At 64.2% G+C, this 25,149-nt stretch carries 19 protein-coding genes and 1 tRNA gene; 13 read left to right on the top strand and 7 right to left on the bottom strand.

Annotated features, from left to right (window positions below; all coding sequences use genetic code 11):
• Positions 1-84: 84 nt before the first annotated feature.
• The 3 genes from recJ to I5R65_RS10925 all read right to left on the bottom strand — a co-directional run bounded on the left by recJ (position 85) and on the right by I5R65_RS10925 (position 5,092).
• The gene (recJ, locus tag I5R65_RS10935) at positions 85-1,779 is read right to left on the bottom strand and encodes a single-stranded-DNA-specific exonuclease RecJ (protein WP_180669647.1); all 1,695 of its coding nucleotides are present in this window, start codon (positions 1,777-1,779) and stop codon (positions 85-87) included.
• On the bottom strand, positions 1,776-2,837 hold the full coding sequence (locus I5R65_RS10930; protein WP_180669645.1) for a hypothetical protein: 1,062 nt from the start codon (positions 2,835-2,837) through the stop codon (positions 1,776-1,778). The genes recJ and I5R65_RS10930 overlap by 4 nt, the downstream gene beginning before the upstream one ends.
• A 92-nt stretch (positions 2,838-2,929) precedes the next feature.
• Positions 2,930-5,092, bottom strand: coding sequence for an ATP-dependent helicase (locus tag I5R65_RS10925; RefSeq protein WP_180669643.1), 2,163 nt, complete (start codon positions 5,090-5,092; stop codon positions 2,930-2,932).
• Positions 5,093-5,425: 333 nt separating this feature from the next.
• On the opposite strand from I5R65_RS10925, the gene I5R65_RS10920 reads away from it, so the two are divergent.
• From I5R65_RS10920 to pnuC, 10 genes are all read left to right on the top strand, one after another.
• Positions 5,426-6,691 (top strand): lipoprotein-releasing ABC transporter permease subunit, encoded by a 1,266-nt coding sequence (locus I5R65_RS10920; RefSeq protein WP_006464017.1) that lies wholly within the window; start codon positions 5,426-5,428, stop codon positions 6,689-6,691.
• A complete protein-coding gene (gene lolD, locus I5R65_RS10915; protein WP_180669640.1) occupies positions 6,684-7,394 on the top strand; it encodes a lipoprotein-releasing ABC transporter ATP-binding protein LolD in 711 nt (236 codons plus the stop codon). The genes I5R65_RS10920 and lolD overlap by 8 nt, the downstream gene beginning before the upstream one ends.
• A 91-nt stretch (positions 7,395-7,485) precedes the next feature.
• Entirely contained in the window at positions 7,486-8,658 is a 1,173-nt protein-coding gene (gene argE / locus I5R65_RS10910) for an acetylornithine deacetylase (protein ID WP_180669638.1), read from the top strand.
• Between the two features lie 318 nt (positions 8,659-8,976).
• Complete coding sequence (locus I5R65_RS10905) at positions 8,977-9,783, top strand: TatD family hydrolase (protein WP_180669635.1); 807 nt, start codon at positions 8,977-8,979, stop codon at positions 9,781-9,783.
• Positions 9,783-12,272, top strand: a complete 2,490-nt coding sequence (locus tag I5R65_RS10900) for a DNA internalization-related competence protein ComEC/Rec2 (RefSeq protein ID WP_180669633.1) — start codon at positions 9,783-9,785, stop codon at positions 12,270-12,272. The genes I5R65_RS10905 and I5R65_RS10900 overlap by 1 nt, the downstream gene beginning before the upstream one ends.
• Before the next feature lie 99 nt (positions 12,273-12,371).
• Positions 12,372-13,181 (top strand): alpha/beta fold hydrolase, encoded by an 810-nt coding sequence (locus I5R65_RS10895; RefSeq protein WP_180669631.1) that lies wholly within the window; start codon positions 12,372-12,374, stop codon positions 13,179-13,181.
• A gap of 200 nt (positions 13,182-13,381) precedes the next feature.
• Positions 13,382-15,034 carry a CTP synthase gene (locus I5R65_RS10890; RefSeq protein ID WP_180669629.1) on the top strand — a complete coding sequence of 551 codons (1,653 nt, stop codon included), beginning with the start codon at positions 13,382-13,384 and terminating at the stop codon, positions 15,032-15,034.
• A 113-nt stretch (positions 15,035-15,147) separates the two neighbouring features.
• Positions 15,148-16,431 carry a phosphopyruvate hydratase gene (gene eno, locus I5R65_RS10885; RefSeq protein WP_180669627.1) on the top strand — a complete coding sequence of 428 codons (1,284 nt, stop codon included), beginning with the start codon at positions 15,148-15,150 and terminating at the stop codon, positions 16,429-16,431.
• A gap of 53 nt (positions 16,432-16,484) precedes the next feature.
• A complete protein-coding gene (gene ftsB / locus I5R65_RS10880) occupies positions 16,485-16,877 on the top strand; it encodes a cell division protein FtsB (protein ID WP_180669625.1) in 393 nt (130 codons plus the stop codon).
• Between the two features lie 35 nt (positions 16,878-16,912).
• Positions 16,913-17,518 (top strand): nicotinamide riboside transporter PnuC, encoded by a 606-nt coding sequence (gene pnuC / locus I5R65_RS10875; RefSeq protein WP_180669624.1) that lies wholly within the window; start codon positions 16,913-16,915, stop codon positions 17,516-17,518.
• A gap of 42 nt (positions 17,519-17,560) precedes the next feature.
• Here pnuC and I5R65_RS10870 read toward each other — a convergent pair whose 3' ends face one another.
• The 3 genes from I5R65_RS10870 to I5R65_RS10860 form a co-directional block, all read right to left on the bottom strand.
• Positions 17,561-19,174, bottom strand: coding sequence for a GGDEF domain-containing protein (locus tag I5R65_RS10870; protein ID WP_180669622.1), 1,614 nt, complete (start codon positions 19,172-19,174; stop codon positions 17,561-17,563).
• A 267-nt stretch (positions 19,175-19,441) separates the two neighbouring features.
• The gene (locus I5R65_RS10865; protein WP_180669620.1) at positions 19,442-20,095 is read right to left on the bottom strand and encodes a response regulator transcription factor; all 654 of its coding nucleotides are present in this window, start codon (positions 20,093-20,095) and stop codon (positions 19,442-19,444) included.
• Positions 20,096-20,186: 91 nt separating this feature from the next.
• Complete coding sequence (locus I5R65_RS10860; protein ID WP_196872177.1) at positions 20,187-20,873, bottom strand: sensor histidine kinase; 687 nt, start codon at positions 20,871-20,873, stop codon at positions 20,187-20,189.
• Positions 20,874-21,044: 171 nt separating this feature from the next.
• Between I5R65_RS10860 and I5R65_RS10855 the strand changes: the two genes are divergently transcribed.
• Positions 21,045-21,121 (top strand) — tRNA-Arg (locus tag I5R65_RS10855).
• 104 nt (positions 21,122-21,225) lie between these two features.
• On the opposite strand, the gene I5R65_RS10850 is transcribed toward I5R65_RS10855, so the two are convergent.
• Positions 21,226-21,657, bottom strand: coding sequence for a response regulator (locus I5R65_RS10850; RefSeq protein ID WP_180669107.1), 432 nt, complete (start codon positions 21,655-21,657; stop codon positions 21,226-21,228).
• A gap of 454 nt (positions 21,658-22,111) precedes the next feature.
• Between I5R65_RS10850 and I5R65_RS10845 the strand changes: the two genes are divergently transcribed.
• Together I5R65_RS10845 and I5R65_RS10840 are read left to right on the top strand one after the other, a co-directional pair.
• Entirely contained in the window at positions 22,112-23,221 is a 1,110-nt protein-coding gene (locus tag I5R65_RS10845; RefSeq protein WP_180669108.1) for a patatin-like phospholipase family protein, read from the top strand.
• A gap of 87 nt (positions 23,222-23,308) precedes the next feature.
• Positions 23,309-24,982, top strand: a complete 1,674-nt coding sequence (locus tag I5R65_RS10840; RefSeq protein WP_180669109.1) for a methyl-accepting chemotaxis protein — start codon at positions 23,309-23,311, stop codon at positions 24,980-24,982.
• The last annotated feature ends 167 nt before the right edge of the window (positions 24,983-25,149 follow it).

Here is a 25,149-nt window from a genome sequence, read left to right as displayed (position 1 = left end):
ACGCCTGCATGTCGGATTTTTTTGCGCTGTTTCCCTGTCGCAATCCTTGTCTGGCAAGGCTTTGCAGGCGTTGCAGCCGGTTGCTCAGGCCGGCTCGGCGTGTTCCACCATCAGTTGCACGGTGGTCTTGCCGTTGTACTCGTTGGCATCCAGGCGGAACGCCACCCGGGCGTGGTCGGGCAGGGCCTCGGTATGGCCGAACCAGATGGCGTCGTACTTGCGACCGTTTTTCTCCAGTTGCAGCTTGAGATGCTTGTCCTTGAGGATGCGCTGGCTGAGCACCCGGAAGTGATCGCAGAAGACCGGCGGCGCAAAGCCCTGGCCCCAGACCTGCTGGTCCATCAGGCCGATGAATTCCACCGAATAGTAGGCCTCCTCCAGCACGCCATCGGTCTCGATGACGCGCTCCAGCTGGTTCTGCGTGAGCCAGTCGCGGCCCACGGCCTCGAAGGCCTCGGCGAAGGCATCGAAGGCCTCCGCATGGAGGGTCAGACCGGCCGCCATGGCGTGGCCGCCGAACTTGGTCATCACCGAAGGGGCGTGCTTGGACACCAGGTCCAGCGCGTCGCGCAGGTGGAAGCCTGCAATCGAACGGCCCGAGCCCTTGATGAAACCTTCGTCGCCCGGCGCGAAGGTGATGGTGGGGCGATAGAACTTGTCCTTCAGGCGCGAGGCCACGATGCCGATCACGCCCTGGTGCCAGGACGCATCGAAGACGGCGATGGTGCGGCGGTCGGCCGGGTTGAAGTCGTCCAGCAGCAAGAGGGCGGTGTCCTGCATGCCGGCCTCGATGTCGCGCCGCTCGCGGTTGATGGCATCCAGTTGCTGGGCAATCGCCCAGGCCCGGCCTTCGTCGTCGGTGGTCAGGCATTCGATGCCCAGCGCCATGTCGGCCAGGCGGCCGGCGGCATTCAGGCGCGGCCCCACGGCAAAGCCCAGGTCGAAGGGCGTGGCGCGGCGGGCTTCGCGCCCGGCGGCGCGGAACAGGGCGGCGATGCCCGGATGCATCTTGCCGCTGCGCATGCGCTTCAAGCCCTGCGCCACCAGGATGCGGTTGTTGGCGTCCAGCTTGACCACGTCAGCCACGGTGCCCAGCGCCACCAGGTCCAGCAGGGAGTCCAGGCGCGGCTGGGTCTGGGCATCGAAGAGCCCACGCTTGCGCATCTCGGCGCGCAGCGCCAGCAGCACGTAGAACATCACGCCCACGCCAGCCAGGTTCTTGCTGGGGAAGCCGCATTGCGGCTGGTTCGGATTGACGATCACCCGGGCGTCCGGCAGGGCATCGCCGGGCAGGTGGTGATCGGTGACGACCACGTCGATGCCGCGTCGCTTGGCTTCGGCCACGCCGTCAATGCTGGCGATGCCGTTGTCGACAGTGACGATGATGTCGGGATTCTTTTCGCGCACCGTCAGTTCGACGATCTCGGGGGTGAGCCCGTAACCGTATTCGAAGCGGTTGGGTACGATGTAGTCGACCTGCGCGCCCAGCAGGCGCAGCCCGCGCAGGCCGACTGCGCAGGCGGTGGCGCCGTCGCAGTCATAGTCGGCCACGATGACCAGCTTCTTGCCGGCGGCAATGGCGTCGGCCAGGTAGCTGGCGGCAGCGTCGATGTGCAACAGGCCGGCGGGTGCGTACAGGGCATTGAGCTCGCTGGCCAGCTCGCGCGCGGTGGACAGGCCGCGCGCCGCGTACACCCGTGCCAGTACCGGGTGGACGCCTTCGGCGATCAATTGGTCGGCCTGGCCGGGATGATAGGGGCGGGTGGCGACGCGGATCATACCGAACGCTCCGCCAGCAGCGCCAGCGAGGGCTTGCGCCAGAAGCGGCGCAAGGCACCACGGGTAACGGCGACTTCGACCAGGCGGTCGGAACCGGTCAGGATCAGATTCAGCGACGCCAGCGTATCGGCCTGCAGCGAGACCAGCAATGGCGCCAGCCACTCACGGTCCAGGTGTTCCAGGTGCTGCAGCCACAGGCCCCATTCCTCGGCCAGCGCGGCCTCGGCCAGTGCATCCAGTACCAGCAGGCGATGTCCGTCACCGCGCACGACTTCGTTCACCTGGTTCGCATTGGCAGCAGCCTGGTCCCCCTGCTGGCCAGCGCCGAAGGCGCGCATCCAGCCGCGCAGGCCAAAGCGGGCAACATAGTTGTCCTTCACGGCGGCACCGGCATCGGCCCCGCCCCAGATCCAGATCGAATTGACCGCCTTCTGGCCCCGCATTTCGCGCTGTTCGTTGAGCGCTTCGGCAAACCACTGCATCTGCACCTCGTTCTGCAGCTTGCGCCAGGCCAGCTCGCCCGGGCCTTCCGGCATCCAGATGTCGACATTGCGGCCGCTGGCGGCGCTCGGCGTGGAGGTGCGCAGGCCGGCCCAGGCGTCGGCGCGGATGAACCAGGTGCGGGCGTCGCCATACACCAGCTCGTGGCCGATCTCGGTAAACAGCGGCAGGGCGGCGGCGAACAGGCGCTGCGATTCTTCCTCTTCCAGCTGCAACTGGCCGATATCGGTCAGCACCAGGTGGTCGCGGGCCACGTGGATATGTGCCGGGTGCAGCACGAACCAGTGACCGGCGGCGGGTGCGAGGCCCAGGCCTTGCATCAGCGCGGCGGCGGCTGAGGGACTGGAATCCTGCGGAGCAGGCGGCAGGCCGAAGCGGCGGGCCAGCCAGTGTTCATGCGGCAGGGCGCGCGAAAACGGATCGTGTGACTGCAGTGGTGCCGCCTTGCCACGACCCAGCAGCATGGCCAGGGAGGGTGCCTTGCTCTGGCGCAGCAGGTCGCGCGCCAGCTCGGCCGGGGGCAGGGCGAAGGGAACGAGGATGTCGAGATGATTCATGGGGCGCTATTTTAGCGGCTGGCGGGCCGCTTGGCCTGGGCGCCCCCTGCACAAAGCTTCACTTATGTGACTTAAGGCCTTTAAAAAACCGCTCAAGACTTGTTCCAGGCCTGTTTGGCGCGCTGGCGCACCAGCATGCGCACGCTCTCGGGCATGGGTGTGCGGGCGCCGTTGGTCTCGGCCGACAGCCACAGGCTGTCCTCGAAATGGGGCAGCATGCGCGGGGTGATGAAGCGGCTGCGGATGGCGTTCACATGGCGGTCGCCCTGGGCCGTCTGCTGGGTGATGTAGAAGCGCTGCGGCACGATCAGGTGCAGATATTCCTTGGCCCGCGTCATGGCCACATACAGCAGCCGACGCTCTTCGGCGATCTCGGCCTCGCTGCCGGTGGCCAGGTCGGAGGGGATGCAGCCGTCCACCACGTTCAGGACATGCACCGAGCGCCATTCCTGGCCCTTGGCGGAGTGGATGGTGGAGAGTGTCAGGTAATCCTCATCCCGATAGGGCGGGGCCGAAAAGTCGCTGCTGGATTCGGGCGGGTCCAGCGTCAGCTCGGTGAGGAATTTCTCGCGCGAGGCATAGCCCCGGGCCAGGGCAGCCAGTTGCTCGATGTCGGCGGCGCGGGCGTCGGCGTCCTCGTAACGCTGCTCCAGCTGCGGCAGATACCAGTCGCGGGCGGCGTTGATGTCGGTCGGCCAGGCCGCGCTGGCGCGCCGCATCAGGGCATAGGTATCGGCAAAGGCCTGCCACTGCAGGGCGATGTTGGCCGGGGCGCCGAAGTGGAGCAGGACATCGGCCGGGTCGGCGGCGCCGGCCATCAGGTCCAGCACCTTGCGGGCGGTGGCCGGGCCGACCCCGGGAATCAGTTGCAGGGCACGCAGGCCGGCCATGCGGCCGCTGGGGTTGTGGGCCAGTCGCAGCAGGGACAGCAGGTCCTTGATGTGGGTGCTCTCCAGGAACTTGAGCCCGCCGAACTTCACGAAGGGGATGTTGCGGCGGACCAGTTCCAGCTCCAGCGCGGCGCTGTGGGTGGCAGTGCGGAACAGCACGGCCTGGGACTTGAGCGTCAGCCCTTCTTCGCGATGCGCCAGGATGCGGTTGGCGACCCAGCGCGCCTGTTCGGCTTCGTCGGGGATGACCACCAGCTGCGGTTTCTGCGAGGAGGGTTTGTCACTCCACAGGTTCTTGAAGTGACGTTCCGGGGCATCGGCGATGACCGCATTGGACGCCTGCAGGATAGGCTGCGTGGAGCGGTAGTTCTGTTCCAGCGTCAGCAGCCGCGCCGGCTGGGTGAACAGCGCGGGCAGGTCGAGGATGTTGCGCACCGTGGCGCCGCGGAAGGAATAGATCGATTGGGCGTCGTCGCCGACGGCGGTCACACCCGCGCCATCGGGCTTCATGCGCTGCAGGATCTCGGCCTGCAGGCGGTTGGTGTCCTGGTACTCATCGACCAGCACGTGGTCGAAGCGGGCGCTGACGGACTGCGCGATCTCCGGATCGGACAGCATATCGGCCCAGAACAGCAGCAGATCGTCGTAATCCAGTACGTGCTGGGCTTCCTTGGCGTCCACATAGCGGGCGAAGAGTTCGCCCAGTGGCCGCTCCCACTCACGGCACCAGGGGAAATGGACCTGCAGCACCTGCGCCAGGTCCTGGCGGGTATTGACGGCCCGCGAATAGATCGCCAGGCAGGTGGCCTTGAGCGGAAAGCGCTTGTCGGTAGAGGACAGACCCATCTCGTGGCGCAGCAGGCCCATCAGGTCTTCCGAATCACCGCGATCCTGGATGGTGAAGTCGTCTTCCAGCCCGATCACGCTGGCGTAGTCGCGCAGCAGGCGCGCGCCGATGGCGTGGAAGGTGCCGGACCAGGGCAGTTGCGGCGGGGCATCGCCAGCGGCCAGGCCCAGTACCTGGCGGATCACCTGGCCCACGCGGCGGCCCATGTCGCCGGCGGCGCGGCGCGAAAAGGTCAGCAGCAGGATGCGTTGCGGTTCGGCGCCCTCCAGCACCAGCCGCGCCACCCGGTGCGCCAGGGTATTGGTCTTGCCCGAACCGGCGCCGGCCACGATCAACAGCGGCGTCTGCTGCGCCGGCGGCAGGCCGCTGCCGTGCTCGACGGCGGCGCGCTGTTCGGCATTGAGGCGGGCGAAGGGATCGCGCTCCCGCGCAGCGTCGTCGGCAGCGGCGCTCGGGTGGGCGGTCTGGGAGCGGGTAGGCGAGGACGCCGGCGCTTCCCGGGTGAGGTCTGGCAGCATGGGTGAGGGGCAGTTCAGGTGGAGACCGTGCAGGGCGGCCTTTGAGGGGCGGGCACAGGTGGGTACTGTATATATAACCAGTTCATGATGCAACAGCTGGCGTGCGGCGGAGATGAAACAGTTTGCGCAGCAAGCCGCGAACCTCTGCCATGGAAGTGAATCTATAGGCTGCACGCGGGAACGTGCGCAAGTGAAGGGCAGGGGCCAGGGATGGGCCGGCTGTCCATTCTGTGGCAAACTTCGCGCTTTGTCTTCGCCCGTGTTGGCGTGCGGCGGGTCCGGTTTCGACGGGATTTCGCCGGCACATTTTGCAGGCCCTCTCCCGGAGCAATTTTGAGTCTGATTAAAAACCTGCCGTTCGAATGGCTGGTCGGTATCCGCTACACGCGGGCCGGCAAGCGCAGCGGTCGCAACAGTTTCATTTCCTTTATTTCCCTCATTTCCATGGCCGGCATCGGCCTGGGCGTGGCCGCGCTGATCGTGGTGCTGTCGGTGATGAACGGTTTCCAGAAGGAAGTCCGTGACCGCATGCTCTCGGTGCTGGCGCATATCGAGGTGTTTGACGCCTCCGGTTCCATGAAGGACTGGCAGAGCGTGGCCAAGCAGACCTTCCAGAACAAGGAAGTGCTGGGCGCGGCGCCCTATGTCTCCGGCCAGGCCATGATGACCCGCGACGACAATCTGCGCGGGGTGCTGGTGCGCGGCGTGCTGCCGGAAGAGGAGCCCAAGGTCTCGGATGTGGCACGCCAGATCAAGCAGGGCAGTTTCGATTCCCTGAAGCCCGGCGCATTCGACATCGTCCTCGGTAGCGAGCTGGCGCGTGGCATGCGCGTCGGCCTGGGTGACAAGATCACCGTGATCGTGCCGCAAGGCCAGGTGACCCCGGCCGGGGTGCTGCCACGCCTGAAGCAGTTCACCGTGACCGGCATCTTCGAGGCCGGGCATTACGAGTTCGATTCCTCGCTGGCCTTCATCCACCTGCAGGACGCCGAGACCCTGTTCCGCATGGATGCGCCCACCGGGGTGCGCCTGCGCATCCGCGACATGTTGCAGGCGCCGGAGGTGACCCAGGAGCTGGCGCGCACCCTCAGCGGCGACCTCTACCTGCGCGACTGGTCGCAGCAGAACAGCAACTGGTTCGCCGCTGTCAAGACCGAGAAACGCATGATGTTCATCATCCTCACCCTGATCATCGCGGTGGCGGCCTTCAACCTGGTCTCCACGCTGGTGATGACGGTCACCGACAAGCAGGCCGACATCGCCATCCTGCGCACGCTGGGGGCGTCGCCCGGTTCCATCATGAAGATCTTCGTGATCCAGGGGGCGCTGGTGGGCCTGATCGGTACTGCCGCCGGTATCGCCCTGGGCGTGGCGGTGGCACTGAACATCGATGTGCTGGTGCCGGCCATCGAGCACGCCTTCCATGTGCAGTTCCTGCCCAAGAGTATTTATGTGATTTCCGAATTGCCCTCCGACCTCATCTGGTCGGACGTCTATATCATCGGCGGCGTGGCCGTGGTACTGGCTTTCCTGGCCACGCTGTACCCGAGCTGGTCGGCAGCCCGCGTCAAACCGGCGGAGGCGCTGCGCTATGAATGATTCCATCCTGAACCGCCAGGCCGTGCTGAGCGCACGCGGCCTGGGCAAGACCTTCACCCAGGGAAAATATTCGGTGAAGGTGCTGGGCAATGTGGATATCGATGTCTACCACGGCGAGCAGGTCGCCATCGTCGGCGCTTCCGGCTCCGGCAAGTCGACCCTGCTGCACCTGCTGGGCGGGCTGGATACCCCCAGCGCCGGTACCGTGAGCTTGCAGGGCAAGGACTTTGCCAGCCTGGGCGAGCGCGAGCGCGGCGCGCTGCGCAACCAGTCGCTGGGCTTTGTCTACCAGTTCCACCACCTCTTGCCGGAATTCTCGGCGCTGGACAACGTGGCCATGCCGCTGATGATCCGCCGGGTCAAGCGCGCCCAGGCGCAGGAGCAGGCGCGCGAGATGCTGGACAAGGTCGGCCTGGCGCAGCGCGTGACCCACGTGCCGGGCGAGCTCTCCGGTGGCGAGCGCCAGCGGGTGGCGCTGGCGCGTGCGCTGGTGACGCGACCGGCCTGCGTGCTGGCCGATGAGCCGACCGGCAACCTGGACCGGGCCACGGCGGATCGCACCTTCGAGCTGATGATCGAGCTTTCGCGTACGCTGGGCACGGCCTTCGTCATCGTCACCCACGATGGAGAACTGGCCGGTCGTTGCGGGCGCGTACTGCGCCTGTCGGAGCTGGGCCTGCGTGCGGCGACGCAGCAGGCCTGACGCAATCCGGGTAAGCTTGCAGTTTTACGCCGCCGTCTCCATGAAAGACGGCGGTGTGCTTTTGAACAGATGGAACATGGAGTCAGTGAACATGAACACCCGCCAATGGCTAGAGACCCTGGTCGCCTTCGATACCACCAGCCGCAATTCCAACCTGGAGCTGATCACGACCGTGCGTGACAGCCTGGAAAAGCAGGGCATTTCCTCCTGGCTGGCCCACAACAAGGAGCAGACCAAGGCCAACCTGTTCGCGACCCTGCCGGCCACGGCCGGTCCCAATGCCGGCAGCACCGAAGGCGGTATCGTGCTCTCCGGTCACACCGACGTGGTGCCGGTGGACGGCCAGAAATGGGATACCGACCCCTTCAAGATCACCGAGAAGGATGGCAGCCTGTTCGGTCGCGGCACCTGCGACATGAAGGGTTTCATCGCCACCTCGCTGGCGCTGGTGCCGGAATTCCTGACCATGCCGCGTACCAAGCCGATCCACCTGGCCTTTTCCTATGACGAGGAAATCGGCTGCATCGGCGCGCCGGTGATGCTGGAAGAGATCGTCAAGCGCGGTATCAAGGTGGACGGCTGCGTGGTGGGTGAACCCACCAGCATGAACGTGGTGGTGGCGCACAAGGGCATCAACGTGTTCGCCTGCAAGGTGCACGGCAAGTCGGCCCACTCTTCGCTCACGCCGCAGGGCTGCAATGCCATCGAGCACGCAGCGCGCCTGATCTGCGCCATCCGCGACTTCGCCGATGGCTACAAGGCCAATGGTCCCTACGACCAGTTTTTCGACGTGCCTTTCAGCACCATGACCACCAACCAGATCCGTGGCGGCATTGCGGTCAACACCATCCCCGAGCTATGCGAGTTCACCTATGAATTCCGCAACCTGCCGGGCATGAGCGTGGCCGACATCCAGGCCCAGATCGACAAGTATGTCGCCGAGGTGCTGCTGCCGAAGATGCGCAGCGAATTCCCGGAGGCCCGCATCGAGATCGACAATTTCGCCGGCAGCCCGGCGCTGGAAGCGGTGGAGCAGGCGGCCATCACCGAGCTGGTGCGCGCCCTCACAGGGGATCGCGAGACCCGCAAGGTGGCCTATGGCACCGAAGCCGGGCTGTTCCAGCAGATCGGCATCCCCACCATCGTCTGCGGTCCTGGCGACATCGGCAATGCCCACAAGCCCAACGAGTTTGTGACGCTGGCGCAGATGGAACGCTGCGAGCAGTTCCTGCGCAAGCTGGGCAAGTCGCTGCAGCCGGCCTGATCGGCCCTGATCCAGCATCTCAGGCCATCGAGGTGCAAGGGGACGCGCGTGGTCGCGTCCTTTTTTATGTCTTTTTTTTCGCCCTGCATCCAGAGAATAGCCGGTCATTCTTTACGATTGTTAATGTCTGCAAGGGCGGCTTAGACGGTAAACTGCCGTCTCTGGCTCCGGGCTTCCCGGAGTTGCCGTAAAAATAATAATGCGCTTCGGGGGAAGCAAGCCGGACAGGCAAGGGTGCGATCCCCGTGGCGTGTGTCGTCATCCGGAAGTGATGTCCAATGGGTGTCGTTTCCGATTTTTCGCCAGGCCAGCCAGCACATGTGGGTTGATACGCACTGTCATCTCGACGCCGGAGAATTCGGCGCCCGTTCCCCAGCCGTGGCCGCCGAGGCCGCGCAGGCGGGGGTACGGGCCATCGTCATCCCCGCCATCGCGCGCGTCAATTTCGACGAAGTCGGGCGTCTGGCGCGGGAAGTCGGCAATGCCGTCTATGCGCTGGGCATCCATCCGCTGTATGTGCCCACGGCCCAGGAATCAGACCTGCAGGTGCTGCGCGCAGCCATTGTCGGGGCGCTGGAGGACCCGCTGTTCGTGGGCATCGGCGAGATCGGCCTGGATTTCTTCGTGCCGGTCCTGAAGGAAGCGCCGCTGCGGGAGAAGCAAGAGTTCTTCTTCGCCGAACAGCTGAAGCTGGCGCGTGAGTTCGCGTTGCCGGTGCTGCTGCATGTGCGCCGCTCGCAGGACATCATCCTCAAGCATCTGCGCCGCATCCGCGTTCCCGGCGGTATCGCCCACGCCTTCAACGGCAGCGACCAGCAGGCGCGTACCTTTGTCGAACTGGGGCTGCACCTGGGCTTTGGCGGCGCCATGACCTTCCCGCGTTCGCTGCAGATCCGCCGGCTGGCGGCCGAACTGCCGCTGTCGTCCATCGTGCTGGAGACCGACGCACCCGATATCTCGCCGGCCTGGCGCCATCCCGACATCAACACCCCCGACCAGATACCGCGTATCGGCGAGGTCCTGGCCGAGCTGCGGCAGATGCCGCTGCACGAGATCGCCGCCGCCACCACCGCCAATGCCCAGGCCGCACTGCCACGGCTGGCGCACGCAGGGCTGGATCTCTGATGCGCGCACTGATCATCGGCTTCGCCCTGGGCGCGGGTTTGCTGCAATTGCAGTCGCAGTTGCCCGGTATCGAGTGGTATGCGATCGGGCTGGTGCTGGCGGCCTTGCTGGCCTTTACCGCCCGGCGGTTCTGGCAACCCTTCCTGCGCGTGCCTTTGCTGCTGACCTGTGGGGCCTGGCTGGGTTTCCTGTGGGCGGCTTCGTTCGCGTTCTATTACCTGGACCAGGAGCTGCCGGCGGCCTGGGAAGGGCATGACATCACCGTCATCGGCACCGTGGCCGATCTGCCTTCGCCGACCGGGCAGGGCCTGCGCTTCCGTTTCGATGTCGAGCAGGTGGTGCTGCAGGGCGGGGTCAAGCCACCCGTGCCGCCACGGTTGGCCTTGAGCTGGTACGGCAACCAGCGCTACCTGGCGCCCACCGAGGATGGCGAGCAGGCGGCGCCGGCGCGCCTGGCGTTGCCCGACCTGCAGCCGGGCGAGCGCTGGCGCCTGCAGGTGCGCCTCAAGCGTCCGCATGGCAACGCCAACCCGGATGGCTTCGACTATGAATTGTGGCTGCTGCAGGATGACGTGCGGGCGGCCGGCTATGTGGTTGGACGGCCGGCAGCCGCTTCGGCACCGGCGTCGGCGCCGAATCGCCGTCTCGATACCTTCGTATGGACGCCCTCGCATGTGATCGATACGGCACGCGGCTGGCTGCGCGACCGCGTCTACCAGGCCTTGCCGGATGCGCCCTATGCGGGCGTGATCGCGGCGCTGGTCATGGGCGACCAGCGCGGCATCAGCCAGTCTGACTGGAATGTCTTCAACCGCACCGGCATCGGCCACCTGATGGCGATCTCCGGATTGCACATCACCATGCTGGCAGCCTTGTGCGGCGGGCTGGCGAGCTGGCTGTGGCGGCGCTCCTTCTTTACCGGCGCGCAGTTGCCGCTGCGCCTGCCGGCCCAGAAGGCGGCGGTGATCGTGGGCATGCTGGTGGCCTTGCTGTATGTGCTGCTGGCCGGTTTCGGCGTGCCGGCCCAGCGTACGCTCTACATGCTGGTGGTGGTCGGCATCGCCTTCTGGCGCGGGCGCATCGTGCGGGTCTCGGTTGTGCTGTGCCTGGCGCTGGCGCTGGTAGTGCTGCTGGACCCGTGGTCGCTGATGTGGCCGGGGTTCTGGTTGTCGTTCGGGGCGGTGGCCCTGCTGCTGTATGGCACGGTGGGGCGCATGCAGCCGCCGCAGGCCATGGCTGCCGCAGCGGCCAACAAGCACTGGGGTGCGGCACTGCTGCAGCGGATCAAGGAAGCCAGCCATGCGCAATACGTGGTGACGCTGGGCCTGGTGCCGCTGACGATGCTGCTGTTCGGGCAGTATTCGCTGGTCAGCCCCATTGCCAATGCCATCGCCATTCCGCTGGTGTCGCTGGTGATCACGCCGCTGGCGCTGATCGGCAGTGTGCTGCCGACCGTGCTGGCGCAATTCGTACTGCAGGTGCCGCACCTGTTGCTGGCCTGGCTGGCCGATGTCCTGCAGGCGCTCAGTGCCATGCCCTGGGCGGTCTGGCAGACGCCCTTGCCCAATGGCTGGATGTTCGCCCTGGCCCTGGGCGGTACCTTGCTGGTGCTGGCGCCGCGTGGCTGGCCGGTGCGCTGGCTGGGTCTGTTCGGCTGGCTGCCGCTGCTGCTCAATGCCCCCGTGGCACCGGCCGAAGGCACCATGCGGGTGACCGCCTTCGATATCGGGCAGGGCATGGCGGTGCTGGTGGAAACCCCGGGCCATCGCCTGCTGTATGACACCGGTCCGTATTACACCGCCGAATCGGACGGTGCCACCCGGGTGATCCTGCCGTATCTGCGTGCGCGTGGCATCGATCACCTGGACCGGGTGGTGATCTCGCATAACGACAATGATCACTCGGGCGGTGCCGTCTCGCTGTTCAAGAACATGGCCGTGGACAGTGTCTATTCGTCGCTGGCCGTGGACAGCCCCATCCTGCGCGTAGCGCCGCTGGCCACGCGTTGCGAGGCCGGTCAGTCCTGGAACTGGGACGGCATCGGCTTCACCATGCTGCATCCGACGCCGGCCAGCTATGAGAGCGACAAATGGCGTCCGAACGCCCGCAGTTGCGTGCTGAAGGTGCAGATCGGCCGGCAGTCGGTATTGCTGGCAGGGGATATCGAGGCGGCGCAGGAAGACGAACTGCTCAACGGTCGCATGGCCGAGCGCCTGCCGTCGACGGTGCTGCTGGCGCCGCATCATGGCAGCGGGACCTCGTCCACCGAGCCCTTCCTGCGGGCCGTACGGCCGGAGCTGGCAGTGTTCCAGGTCGGGTATCGCAACCGCTTCAACCATCCCAGGGCGGATGTCTACGAACGTTACGGCCGACTGGGCATACGCCGCCTGCGGACCGACGAATCCGGCGCGTTGACCATGACCCTGGGCGACCAGTTGCAAGTGGAGCAATATCGCAAGCAGCACGCGCGCTACTGGTACGGCCGCTAGGCCGGGCCCGGGTGCGCATTTCGCGATGCGGGAAAATAGCACGCTCGCGGCCCTGGCCGTTTTGCTATGCTGCCGCCATTGCCTTGCATCCCGGTCTCCATGCGTCTTCCCATCCTGCATTTCGCCCATGCCAACAGCTACCCGGCGGGTACCTACGGCATGTTCTTCGACCAGTTGCGCGCCCATTACGATGTGCGCGCCCTGGCTATCCACGCCCATGATCCGCGCTTTCCGGTCGATGACGGCTGGCGCACGCTGGCGCGAGAGTTGCGCGAGGAGCTGGAGCGCAGCTACCGTGAGCCGGTGATCCTGGTCGGTCATTCCATGGGTGGCATTTTGTCGCTGATGGCGGCACGCAAGCGCCCGCAACTGGTGCGTTGCGTGGTGCTGCTGGATTCGCCCGTCGTGGCGGGCTGGCGGGCGCAGGTGCTGCGGCTGTCCAAGCTGTTCAAGTATGAGAGCCGCCATTCGCCTTCGGTGGCGTCGGCGCGGCGACGCGAGCACTGGCCGGATATCGAGGCCGCCTACCAGCACTATGCCGCCAAGTCGCTGTTCGCCGCCTGGCCGCAGCAGGTGCTGCGCGACTATGTGGAACATGGCCTGGAGCCACAGGCCGGCGGGGGAGTGCGCCTGCGTTTCTCGCGCGAGACCGAGACGGCGGTCTACCGCACCATCCCGCATCACCTGGGTCGGTTGCTGCGCCAGCCTTATCCGGTGCCGATCGGTTTCGTCGGCGGCGTTGATTCGGTGGAATGCCGGCTGGCCGGGCTGGACGCCACGCGCCGTCTGGTGGGGCCGCATTTCCGCCAGATTCCTGGCGGCCACCTGTTTCCGATGGAGTCGCCCGTACCGGCGGCCCAGGCGACGCACGCGATGATAGGCGAGCTGTTGCAGGGCGGGCCGGGCTGAACCAAACTGCACATCTAGAGTCAAGAAGCTGCACCCTTGCTGAAGCCGATAAGCGGCCTGCTCCGGGAAGCATGTTTTCCTGCTGCAAGTTTGGCGAAGGCGCGACATCGGCGATACTTATCGCAGCCTGTCTTAAAAAACGAGCGCATTTTGGGGTATAATTTGAATTTCCCGCATGTGCCGTTCGGCACTCATCTGTAATGACCAAGTTTGTATTTGTCACTGGCGGCGTCGTGTCTTCCCTGGGTAAAGGGATTGCCGCCGCGTCCCTGGCTGCGATCCTCGAATCGCGTGGCCTCAAAGTCACCCTCCTCAAGCTCGATCCCTACATCAACGTCGACCCCGGCACCATGAGTCCGTTGCAGCACGGTGAAGTGTTCGTCACCGACGACGGCGCCGAGACCGACCTCGACCTGGGTCACTACGAGCGCTTCATCTCGGCGAAGATGAAGAAGGTGAACAACTTCACGACTGGCCAGGTGTATGAGTCGGTGATCCGCAAGGAGCGCCGTGGCGAGTACCTGGGCAAGACCGTCCAGGTGATTCCGCACATCACCAACGAGATCCAGGAATTCATCCACCGTGGCGCCGAAGGCTTTGATGTGGCGCTGGTGGAAATCGGCGGCACCGTCGGCGACATCGAGTCGCTGCCCTTCCTGGAAGCTGCGCGCCAGCTGAGCCTGCGCTCGGGCCGCAACGCCACCGCCTTCGTGCACCTGACCCTGGTACCCTTCCTGGCCTCGGCCGGCGAACTCAAGACCAAGCCCACCCAGCACAGCGTGCAGAAGCTGCGCGAGATCGGTATCCTGCCCGATGCGCTGCTGTGCCGGGCCGACCGCCGCATCCCGGATGACGAACGCGACAAGATCTCGCTGTTCTCCAACGTCCCGGCCGATGCCGTCATTTCGGTCTGGGATGCCGATACCATCTATAAGATTCCGCAGATGCTGCACGACCAGGGTCTGGATACCATCATCTGCGAAAAGCTGGGCCTGTCGCCCAAGGCGGCCGACCTGTCGATGTGGGACAAGCTGATCGATGCGCAGAACAATCCTTCGCACGAAGTCACCATCGGCATGGTCGGCAAGTATGTCGACCTGACCGAGTCCTACAAGTCGCTGACCGAAGCGCTGCGCCACGCCGGTATCCATACCGGCAGCCGCGTCAACATCGAGTACCTGGATTCGGAAGAGATCGAAGCCAACGGCACCGACACCCTGGGCAAGTACGATGCCATCCTGGTGCCAGGTGGCTTCGGCAAGCGCGGCGTGGAAGGCAAGATTGCCGCGGCCCGCTATGCCCGCGAACACAAGGTGCCTTATCTGGGCATCTGCCTGGGCATGCAGGTGGCGCTGCTGGAATACGCCCGCAACAAGGCCGGCCTGGCCAAGGCCAATTCGACCGAGTTCGATCCGGACACCGAGCAGCCGGTCGTGGCCCTGATCGACGAATGGCAGAACCATGACGGCAAGGTCGAGCGCCGCGATGCCAACTCCGACCTGGGCGGTACCATGCGCCTGGGCGCGCAGACCTGCGCGGTCAAGCCGGGCACGCTGGCCGCGGAGATCTACGGCGACAGCGTGACCGAGCGTCACCGCCATCGCTATGAAGCCAACAACTTCTATCTCGGTCGCGTGGAAGAGGCTGGCATGGTCGTCTCGGCCCGTACCCCGTCCGAGGATCTGTGCGAGATCATGGAATTGCCGCGCACCGGCGAGAACGCCCACCCGTTCTATATCGGCGTGCAGTACCACCCGGAGTTCAAGTCCACTCCGCGTGACGGGCATCCGCTGTTCATCTCGTACATCCGTGCGGCGCTGGCGCATCACGCGGCTATCAAAGGCCAGGTGTAATGACCTGATCGTGTGCGTGAAACGGCTGCCGTCGGGCGGCCGTTTCAACATGGGCGCCCCGGCCACCGGGCCTGCACCCGCCAACAATTTTTAAAACCTTGATGGAGATCTGAATGAGTGCAATCGTTGATATTATCGGCCGCGAAGTGATCGACTCCCGTGGCAATCCCACCGTGGAATGCGATGTGCTGCTGGAGTCCGGCGTACTGGGCCGCGCTGCCGTGCCCTCGGGCGCATCCACCGGTTCGCGCGAAGCGATCGAACTGCGCGATGGCGACAAGAGCCGCTACTTCGGCAAGGGCGTGCTGCAAGCCTGCGAAAACATCAACACCGAAATCTCGGAAGCCATCATGGGCCTGGACGCCAATGAGCAGGCCTTCCTGGATCGCACCCTGATCGACCTGGACGGTACCGAGAACAAGAGCCGCCTGGGCGCCAACGCCATGCTGGCCGTGTCCATGGCCGTGGCCAAGGCCGCTGCCGAAGAGTCGGGCCTGCCGCTGTATCGCTACTTCGGTGGCAGCGGTTCCATGCAGATGCCGGTGCCGATGATGAACGTCATCAACGGCGGTGCACATGCCGACAACAACCTGGACATCCAGGAATTCATGATCATCCCGGTGGGCGCACCGAGCTTCCGTGAAGCCCTGCGCTACGGCGCCGAGGTGTTCCACACCCTGAAGAAGATCCTGCACGACCGCGGCCTGGCCACCTCGGTGGGCGACGAAGGCGGCTTCGCACCCAACGTCTCCAGCCACGAAGAAGCCATCAAGCTGATCATCGAAGCCATCGAGAAGGCTGGCTACGAGCCGGGTACCCAGATCGCCCTGGGCCTGGACTGCGCCGCTTCCGAGTACTACAAGGACGGCAACTACCACCTGGCCGGTGAAAACATGGTGCTGACCCCGGCCCAGAAGACCGGTCTGCTGGCCTCCTGGTGCGACAAGTACCCCATCATCAGCATCGAAGACGGCATGGCCGAGAACGACTGGGCTGGCTGGAAGCTGCTGACCGAAACCCTGGGCAAGAAGGTGCAACTGGTGGGCGACGACCTGTTCGTCACCAACACCAAGATCCTGAAGGAAGGCATCGACAAGGACATCGCCAACTCGATCCTGATCAAGATCAACCAGATCGGCACCCTGACCGAGACCTTCGCCGCCATCGAAATGGCCAAGCGCGCCGGCTACACCGCCGTGATCTCGCACCGTTCGGGCGAAACCGAAGACTCGACCATTGCCGATATCGCCGTGGGCATGAATGCACTGCAGATCAAGACCGGCTCCATGTCGCGTTCGGATCGCATGGCCAAGTACAACCAGCTGCTGCGTATCGAGGAAGACCTGGGCGATATCGCCAGCTACCCGGGCCGCGCTGCGTTCTACAACCTGAAGTAACACATTTGCGGCGCCCACCCTGAAGGCAGGCGCCGCAAAGAGAGCTCCCGGCTATGCGCCTGATCATCCTCTGCCTGTCCTTCCTGCTGGTGTTGATCCAGTACCCGCTCTGGCTGGGCAAGGGTGGCTGGTTCAAGGTCTGGGAGCTCGATCGTCAGGTCCAGCTGGCGCACAAGAAAAACGATGAACTCAAGGAGCGCAACGCCAAACTTGCCTCCGAAGTGGATGACCTGAAGCAATCCAAGGGCGCCGTCGAAGAGCGTGCACGTTTCGAGCTGGGCATGATCAAGCAGAACGAAATCTTCGTCCAGCTGCTTGATGGCAGTTCCGGCAAGCCTGCCAACGCCGTCAATCCGAATCCCTACATGCCTGGTTCCGGGCAACCCAACAGCGTTTCCGTCCCCGTGACTGCACCAGCGTCCAGCGGTCGCGTCGTCACGCGCTGATGGCGTGACACGGCCCTGAGCCCGCTTCCTGCCGCATGAGTCCTGATACGCCGCTGACCTGGTTCGGCCTCACCACCACGCCGCTGGAGCTGGTGTCCTTCGCCCTGGCCGTGCTGACGGTCTGGCTCAACATCGGCCAGAACCACTGGGCCTGGCTGTTTTCCATTCTTTCGTCGCTGCTGTACGCCGCCGTGTTCGCGGACGCCCGCCTGTATGGCGATGCCGGCCTGCAGTTCGTGTTCGTGGCCGTGTCGGTGTGGGGCTGGTATCAATGGCTGCGTGGCGGTGACCAGCACCGGCCGTTGCAGGTGTCCAGGCTGGCGCCGTCGGGCTGGGTCATGATGGCCGCTGTCTGGCTGGCCGGCTGGTGGCTGCTGTCCTGGTTCCTGCAGCGCTATACCGACACCGACGTGCCGCATATGGATGGCTTCCTGACGGCGGGCAGCCTGGTCGGCCAATTCCTGCTGTCGCGCAAGAAGCTGGAGAACTGGCTGGTGTGGATCGCGGTGGACCTGCTCTATGTCGGCCTGTACCTGTACAAGCACCTGAGCTTGACGGCCATGCTCTACGCGCTGTTCGTGGTGATGGCCGCCGCCGGCTGGCGCCGCTGGAAGCACGCTGGGGCCGGCCTTCGGCATTGAGCTTGCGCCCCGTACGGCGCCATGCGGCCGGCTGCAGTCCGCTCAGGCCGACGGAGCGGCACCCGAAGGCGGGTCGGCAAAGACGATGCGGTTCTTGCCTGCGTTCTTGGCCTTGTACAGGGCGACGTCGGCGCGCTTGAGCAGCTCGGCCTGGCTTTCTTCCGGCTGATAGACGGCCACACCAGCGCTGAAGGTAATCAGCAGACGCTGGCTCTCATGCATGAAGATACGTTTGGTCAGTTCCCTCTGCACCCGCGTGATGATCTGTACCGCGTCCTGGGGGCTGGTCTCGGGCATCAGCACCAGGAACTCCTCACCGCCGAAGCGGGCGATCACGTCCAGCTTGCGCAGCGTTTCGCGGATCACCTGCACCATATGTACCAATACCTCGTCACCGGTGGCATGGCCGTGGGTATCGTTGATGCGCTTGAAATCGTCCAGGTCGAGCAGGGCCACGCAGAGCGGCGTCTCGCGCCGCAGTGCGTTGGCGATCTCGCGGTCCAGCGATTCATCCATGCCGCGCCGGTTCAGGCTGCCGGTCAACTGGTCCTCGCGGACCAGTTCTCCCATCTGTTGCAGCTGCTGTTCCAGGGTGGTGATGCGCTCTTCGGCTTTTTCCACTTCCTGGCGCGCATCTTCCATGGCGTCGCGCGAACGGGTCGCTTCTTCCTGCGCCTTCTGGGTCTCGCTCATGATCTCGCTGAGCACGCTGTTGAGGTCGGCGATGTTGCCCGACTGGCTGATCTGCTGCGAGAAGCCACGAATGGTGCGCTGGTAGTTGTCGGTCGTGGAGACCATGGCCGAGAGCCGGTCGACGAAGGTCAGCATCATGTTCTTGACCACCACCTTTTCCTCGGACAGGGTGTTCTTCAGCAGACCCTGCTTGTAGATCACTTCCTTGAGGTTCTTGGTGGCGTCGGCCAGGGAGGTGCTGCTCAGCGGACCGGCGATCAGGCTTTGTACGGTCTCGATCTGGCTGGACAGCCAGGAGCCCTGTTCCAGCAGGCCGTTGATGTTTTCCAGCAGCAACTGGAACAGGCGCATCAACAGGTCCTGCTGTTGCGCCATGTCGTCGGTCTTGAGTTCGATCTGGAAACTCAGTTGCTTGACGCGGCCGATGATGTCATTCATCGCCTGTTCGGAGAACGCGGTCTTCAGATTCTGGCCGCTGTCACGTGCTTCATTGGCCAGCTCCGGTGCGGTCGACAGCAGCGAGGGCAGGTTGAACACCAGCACCCGTGCCAGCATTTCGCGCAGCATCTTCTCCTTCTTGCTGTCGCGGATGAACTCCCGTTCCAGGTCGATCGGTACCAGTTCGCCATGCTGCACCATCGGAGTGGCCAGGACGATGGGGCGGCTCTGCCAGTTGGAATCGGCAAATTCGTTCAATTGGCGTTCGAATTCGGCCCACTCGCCGCTGTCGCGGGCGCGTACCAGGCGGGTGCCGAGCAGGCCATTCTCGCCCGGCTGGCGCGACAGTTTGGTGGCGAAGGCGCCCAGCACGGCCTCTGGCGTGAGGCCCGGGGCGTCCCCCTGGATTTCCTCATAGGCGACGCGGTATGCGTCGGGAGTGGGCGCGATGCGCCTGGATCCGAGCCTCTGGAAAGCTTCTCGGGCGATCTCGACAGGCGTGAGCGTGGTCGGTTTCTTGGTCATGCCGGCTGACTATATTGTTGGTGTGTATGTCGGTTTGCGACAGGGAGTTCCTTACGGTATCGGCGCACGCGTGCATTGCTTGAGCACTGCGGCCGACCACTACCTGGCAGACGTCGACAGCTCCCCCGGTTGTCGACAGCCCGTTGTCAGCCTCCTGACTCGGAGGTACAAAATGACAACTAATTGTACGTCAGCGTTTTTTCACTGCATGCATTTAATAGGGGGAGAAAAGGGCCGCATCAGCCAAAGCAGCTGCGGCTGTCTCTTTTATTCCACCAGATTGTTCTTGAGCGCGTAGTGGGTCAGTTCGGCGTTGTGACGCATCTTCATCTTCGCCAGCACCCGTGAGCGGTACATGCTGATGGTCTTGACCGAGAGCAGGAGCTCGACGGCGATATCGCTGACAGTCTTGCCGGAGGCGATCATGACCATGGTCTGGTATTCGCGGTCGGACAGGGTCTCGTGCAGTGGGGTGTCATGATCGAAGCCGATCTGGGTGGCCAGTTCCTGGGCCAGGGAGGGGCTGACGTACTTGCGGCCGGAGGCGGCCTGGCGGATGGCCGCCAGCAGCTCGGCGGGCGCCGCCTGCTTGTTGAGAAAGCCCGCCGCACCGGCCTTGAGGGCGCGGATGGCGTACTGGTCCTCGCGGTGTACGGACAGGATCAGCACCGGCAGTTCAGGCTGCTCCTTGCGGATCTGCTTGAGGATGTCGATGCCATTGCGGTCTGGCAGCACGATGTCCAGCAGCATGACGTCGCCATTTCCTTCACGGGCCAGCTTGATGGCTTCCAGTCCGTTGGCGGCATGCCCGGTCACGAGGATATCCTTGGTGCCGGCGCAGATCTGGCGCAGACCCTCACGCACGATGGCGTGGTCGTCGGCGATCAGGACCTTGATGGCGGCGGTGACTTTCTTGCTCATGGGCGGGACGCTTGATTCTCTCTGGACTTGCTGCTGGCAACGCCAGCCCGGTCGGCTGTGGCTGTGCGAGGCCGTATTCTATAGCGTTCGCTCAGGGAGCGACAGGCATCCTGAGGGCGATCGTGCTGCCGCCCTCGGCCGGGCGCTCCAGAGTCAGGGTGGCCCCCAGTGCCCGCGCGCGCTGGCGCATGTTGAGCAGGCCGTGGCGACCCGCGGGTGCGGCCTGCGGGTCGAAGCCGGTTCCATCGTCAGCGATCGTCATCGTCAGCCGGCTATCGGCCAGTTCGATCTTCACCACGATCTGGCCGGCCTGGGCATGGCGCACGGCGTTGTTGAGCGCCTCACGCGCAATGCGCAGCAGGCTCACGACCACGAACTCGTCCTGCAAGGGTAGCGCGGACGGACTCTCCAGCGTGCAGCGCAGTCCGCTCTGCCGGGTCACCTGCCGACACTGCCAGGCGAGGGCATCGACCAGCCCGAACTCGACAATGGGCGGGCGCAGGTCATCGATGATCTGGTCCATGCTCTGGTGCGCCTGCTTTAGCAATTGTCCCGCATAGTTGGCTTGGCCCAGCGCGGGGCCGGTATTGCCCTCGGCTTTCAGTTGCTCTTGCAACTGTCCCAGCGCCATGCCGATGCCGACCAGTTGGGCCCCCAGTTCGTCGTGCAGGTCGCGGGCAATGCGGGCGCGTTCTTCCTCGCGAATGCGTTGCTCTTGTGTCAGGTCTGAGATGGCTGGGTCGGGCATGAGGCAGGGCGGGGTGGGTTGAGTCGTCATCATATCCGTCGGCCGGGGCGGGGTCATCTCCGGCATGGTGATCGTGGGCGGATCGGTGCAGCCGGGTTGGGCCAGAGCCGGACAAATTCCTGAGCATTTTCCGTAAATACAGGAAATTTCGCCATGAGGGCTTCCCAAACGCAAAAACTTGCTGCTATAATTTTGTTTTTCGCGGCTGTAGCTCAGCTGGATAGAGTACTTGGCTACGAACCAAGGGGTCGTGGGTTCGATTCCTGCCAGCCGCACCAGATATGAAGGGTCCATCGCAAGATGGGCCCTTTTGTCTTTCTGCTCCCGCCCTTGCGCTTCCTCACGGCTTTCTTCCGGCCGTCCCTGCTGTCTTTCTTTTCCCCTATTCCGTTTTCTGGCTGCCGGCCGGTAGCCAGCGCGCGACGGTCTCACTGACCACCTGCATGAATTCACGGGCGTCCACCGGTTTGACGATGTAATCGCTTACGCCTGCCGCGTGCGCGCGGGTCGCGTCGGTTTCATCGTAGGACGTGGCGAACATGATCACTGGCAGCGCCTGTGTATGCGGGTGGGAACGCAGCAGGTGCAGCAGTTCCAGTCCTTCCATGCGCGGCAGGCGCGGTTCGATCAGGATCATGACGGGAAGGGTTTCCGGCTGGCTTTGCGCCTGCGGGCTCAGCAGTGACTCCAGGGTGTGCTCGGCATCCTCGAACCAGCCGAAGGCGCAATCGAGCTTGCTGCGCCAGAGGCTGAAACGTGCCAGTTCCACCGACTCCGGACTGGGATCGACCATCAATATGCTGGGGCGGGACATGCGTATGAAAGGAGCTGGACCTGTTTTTTTAGATATGGCACTTTTTTGCCTGCCAAGTTTGACATAGGGAGTTACATAAATCCATTGCTGTTTGCTCACGGTCGGCCGGCCAGGGCCGTGGGTAGGCGTGTGCGCGGGAGCGGCATCGACGCGGTCCGGCGCAAGCTCCTCTCTGATTAGCCTAGTTTGCTTACGCCAGGATGACAGATCAGGTTTTTTTGCCGCCGTCGATCGTGCCGTGTCCCGCCTCCCCAGCGCAGGTCTGGCTCATTAAATTTCTGAATGCCAGATATGCAGTAATAAAATCTCGCACTGCAGCATTTTGACGTTGCTCCTGGGCTATATTTCCACCGTGCGTAAAAGTTACGTTGCCACGGTAAGGGAATGTGGCATTGCGATGCCTCCGGTGCATCGCACAAAAAAGCGTCAAGACGCCAATCCAACAGGGGGTGCGATGAAAGTTTCGCCAGGACGAAGCAGGAAAGCGCTGGTCATCGGGGGCGGGGCGCCCAATTCGACATTGATTGCCGGCGCGCTGGCGGCGTTTCTCGACCAGGGAGTGGAATTCGACGTGATCTCCGCCTCGGGCGCGGGGGTACTGATGGGTCTGCTGGCGACGGCGCCACGGGATGCCCCGCCGCGCGAAGCGCTGCTGCAGTGGGCCGAGGTCGGGGTGGCCGACAGCATCTACAAGCTGTTCCCGGTCAACTACAAGGTATTCAAGAAGCCGGGTGTGCAAGCCGAAACCTATCGTGAATCGATGCTGGGCCAGTTGCCGCAGATACCGGGGCTGGCCGGCAGTCCGTTTGCGGAGCTCCTGACCCGTCACTTCGCTGATGCGTCGGCCAAATGGAATGACTGGATGCATCTGCTGATGTCGGCCATGTCCCCCTCCGACCTGCATTCGGGCAGCCTGGGCCTGTGCGCCCATCTGCCCTTCCTGGAACAGTCCATCGATTTCGGCGCTGTGCCGGGCATGCGCCCGGAATTCTTCATCAACGCCTACAACATCGATCGCCACCATATGCAGATCTGGAACAAGGACCAGATCACGCCGGCGCACGTGCGGGCCTCGTTGTCCTTCCCCTTCCTCTATGCGCCCACCGAAATCGATGGTGAGAACTACATCGAGGGCGCGGCACTGGATACGCTCAATTTCACCCCCTTCATCACCGACCCGGAGACCGGCGTGGCGCCGGCTGGCGAGGTCGATACCCTGGTGGTGCTGGACATCCTGGGCGAAGACCGCCTCATCCGCAAGCCGCGCAATCTCTACGATGCCTGGGTGCGCTCCATCATCACGCCGCTGGTCAAGATTTCCAAGGCCGAGCAGCGCCTGTTCGAACTGGAGCACAACCGTGATCCGCAGACCGGCGCCCAGCGTCGTCAGGTGCTCAAGGTCGACCTGATGGGCGGCGTGCCGCAACAGCACTGGCCGCAGGTGCTGGACTGGTCCAGTTCCAACATGCAGTTGCTGTTCGATGTCGGCTATCGCGCCGGCCTGGATTTCTGCCAAGAGCACCACGACCTGCTCGATGCAGCGGAAGCATCGCTGGCGGCCTGATCCGCCCGGCATCATCGGCTTCCGCTTCCGTAGTTGACGTACCACCGTGCGTCCGCACCTTTCATTTCCATCGATGGATTTTCAATCATGACCATTACCAAGCGCCTCATCATCACTCTCTCGACGGCCCTGCTGGCGCTGCTGTTCGTCGGTGCCGGCGGCCTGTGGCAATTGCAGCGCGCCCAGCAGCGGCTGGAGCTGATCCAGAACCACATCATCCCGGGCATGGACAGCCTGAACCTGCTCAAGGGCTACCTGGCCGATTCGCGCCTGGCCGGCTATCGGCTGTCGGTGTTTGCCAACCTGCCCGACAAGAGCGCCTTGCAAAAAGCGGTGGATGCCTCCAACAAGGCGCTGGATGAAGAGTTCGCCCACTACGAGCGCGACCTCATCTTCGATGACAAGGACCGCGCCCTGATCCAGGCCGACAAGGCCAATATCGAGGCCTATCGCAAGGCGCTGGTGCCGTTCTTCGCCGCCGCCTATGCCAATGACATGGACGGCGTACGCGCCACCCTGCAGGCTGGTACCCCGCTGGCGATCTCGGCAGCGGCCGCCAAGAAGGGCTTCGACGATCACATCCTGATCGGTCGCAAGATGATCGATGCCGTCAAGCAGGAGAGCGACGAGGCCTATGCCTTCGCGCTGCGCAGCATGATCGCGGTGATCGTGGTGGCGGTACTGCTCACGGGCTTGCTGGGCATCCAGATGCTGCGCAGCGTGATCCGCAGCCTGGGCAAGATCCAGCAGACTTTCGAGCATGTCAGCCAGACCCTGGATCTGTCGCGTCCGGTGCCGGTGGAACGCATGGATGAGATCGGCCGTACCGCCGCGGCCTTCAACAAGCTGCTGGCGCGCATCGTCGACGTGGTGGCGACCACCCGTAGCTCGACCGACTCGGTCACGGTGGCGGCACGCCAGATCGCCGCCGGCAATGCCGACCTGTCGGCGCGCACCGAACAGCAGGCCGCAGCACTGGAAGAAAGCGCTTCCAGCCTGGAACAATTGACTTCGGTGGTGTTGCAGAACACCCAGAACGCGCGCCAGGCCAATGAGCTGGCGCAATCGGCGTCGCACATCGCTTCCCAGGGCGGCAATGTCGTGCGCCAGGTGGTCGACACGATGAATTCCATCAATGACTCCTCGCGCAAGATCGTGGACATCATTGCCGTCATCGATGGCATTGCCTTCCAGACCAACATCCTGGCGCTCAACGCGGCGGTGGAAGCCGCCCGCGCCGGCGAGCAGGGGCGCGGCTTTGCCGTGGTGGCATCGGAAGTGCGCTCGCTGGCCCAGCGCTCGGCCGCCGCCGCCAAGGAGATCAAGGAACTGATCGATGACTCCGTGGACAAGGTCGGCAGCGGCAGCAAGCTGGTCGAACAGGCCGGCACGACCATGAGCGAGATCGTCGACAGCGTGCAGCGCGTCACCCAGATCGTGGGCAATATTGCCGATGCCAGCGAGGAGCAGAGCACCGGCATCTCCCAGGTCAACCAGGCCATCTCGCAGATGGACCAGGGCACCCAGCAGAATGCCGCCCTGGTGGAAGAAGCTGCCGCGGCCGCTCAGGCTCTGCAGGGGCAGGCCGAGAAGCTGGAGAGCGTGGTGGCGGTGTTCAAGCTGGAACAACGGGTTTCCGCCGGCCAGGGGGCGAGTGCGCCAACGCGTTCCATGGATGTGACGCCCAAGGCGGCACGCCTGCCAGTGGCGCCATCCCCTGTCGCAGGCCGGAAGATGGAACCGGAGCTGGAAGAATTCTGAGCCCCGATCCAGCCTGCCGGCCCTGAGCAACGGGCCGCTTGCCTGCGCCAGACGCCGTCCGGTTCATCCCGGACGGCGTTTTTATTTGTCTTTCCATCGGCCCTGGTCAGCATGGCATTACAAGATTGCAGAGGTGGGCAAGCAAGAGTGGCTCAAATAATGATATA

The organism is Herbaspirillum sp. AP02 (assembly GCF_015767275.1).
Taxonomy (GTDB): Bacteria; Pseudomonadota; Gammaproteobacteria; order Burkholderiales; family Burkholderiaceae_D; genus Herbaspirillum.
The sequence above is the reverse complement of the archived record's forward strand: the minus strand, read 5'-3'. Positions and strand labels throughout refer to the sequence as shown.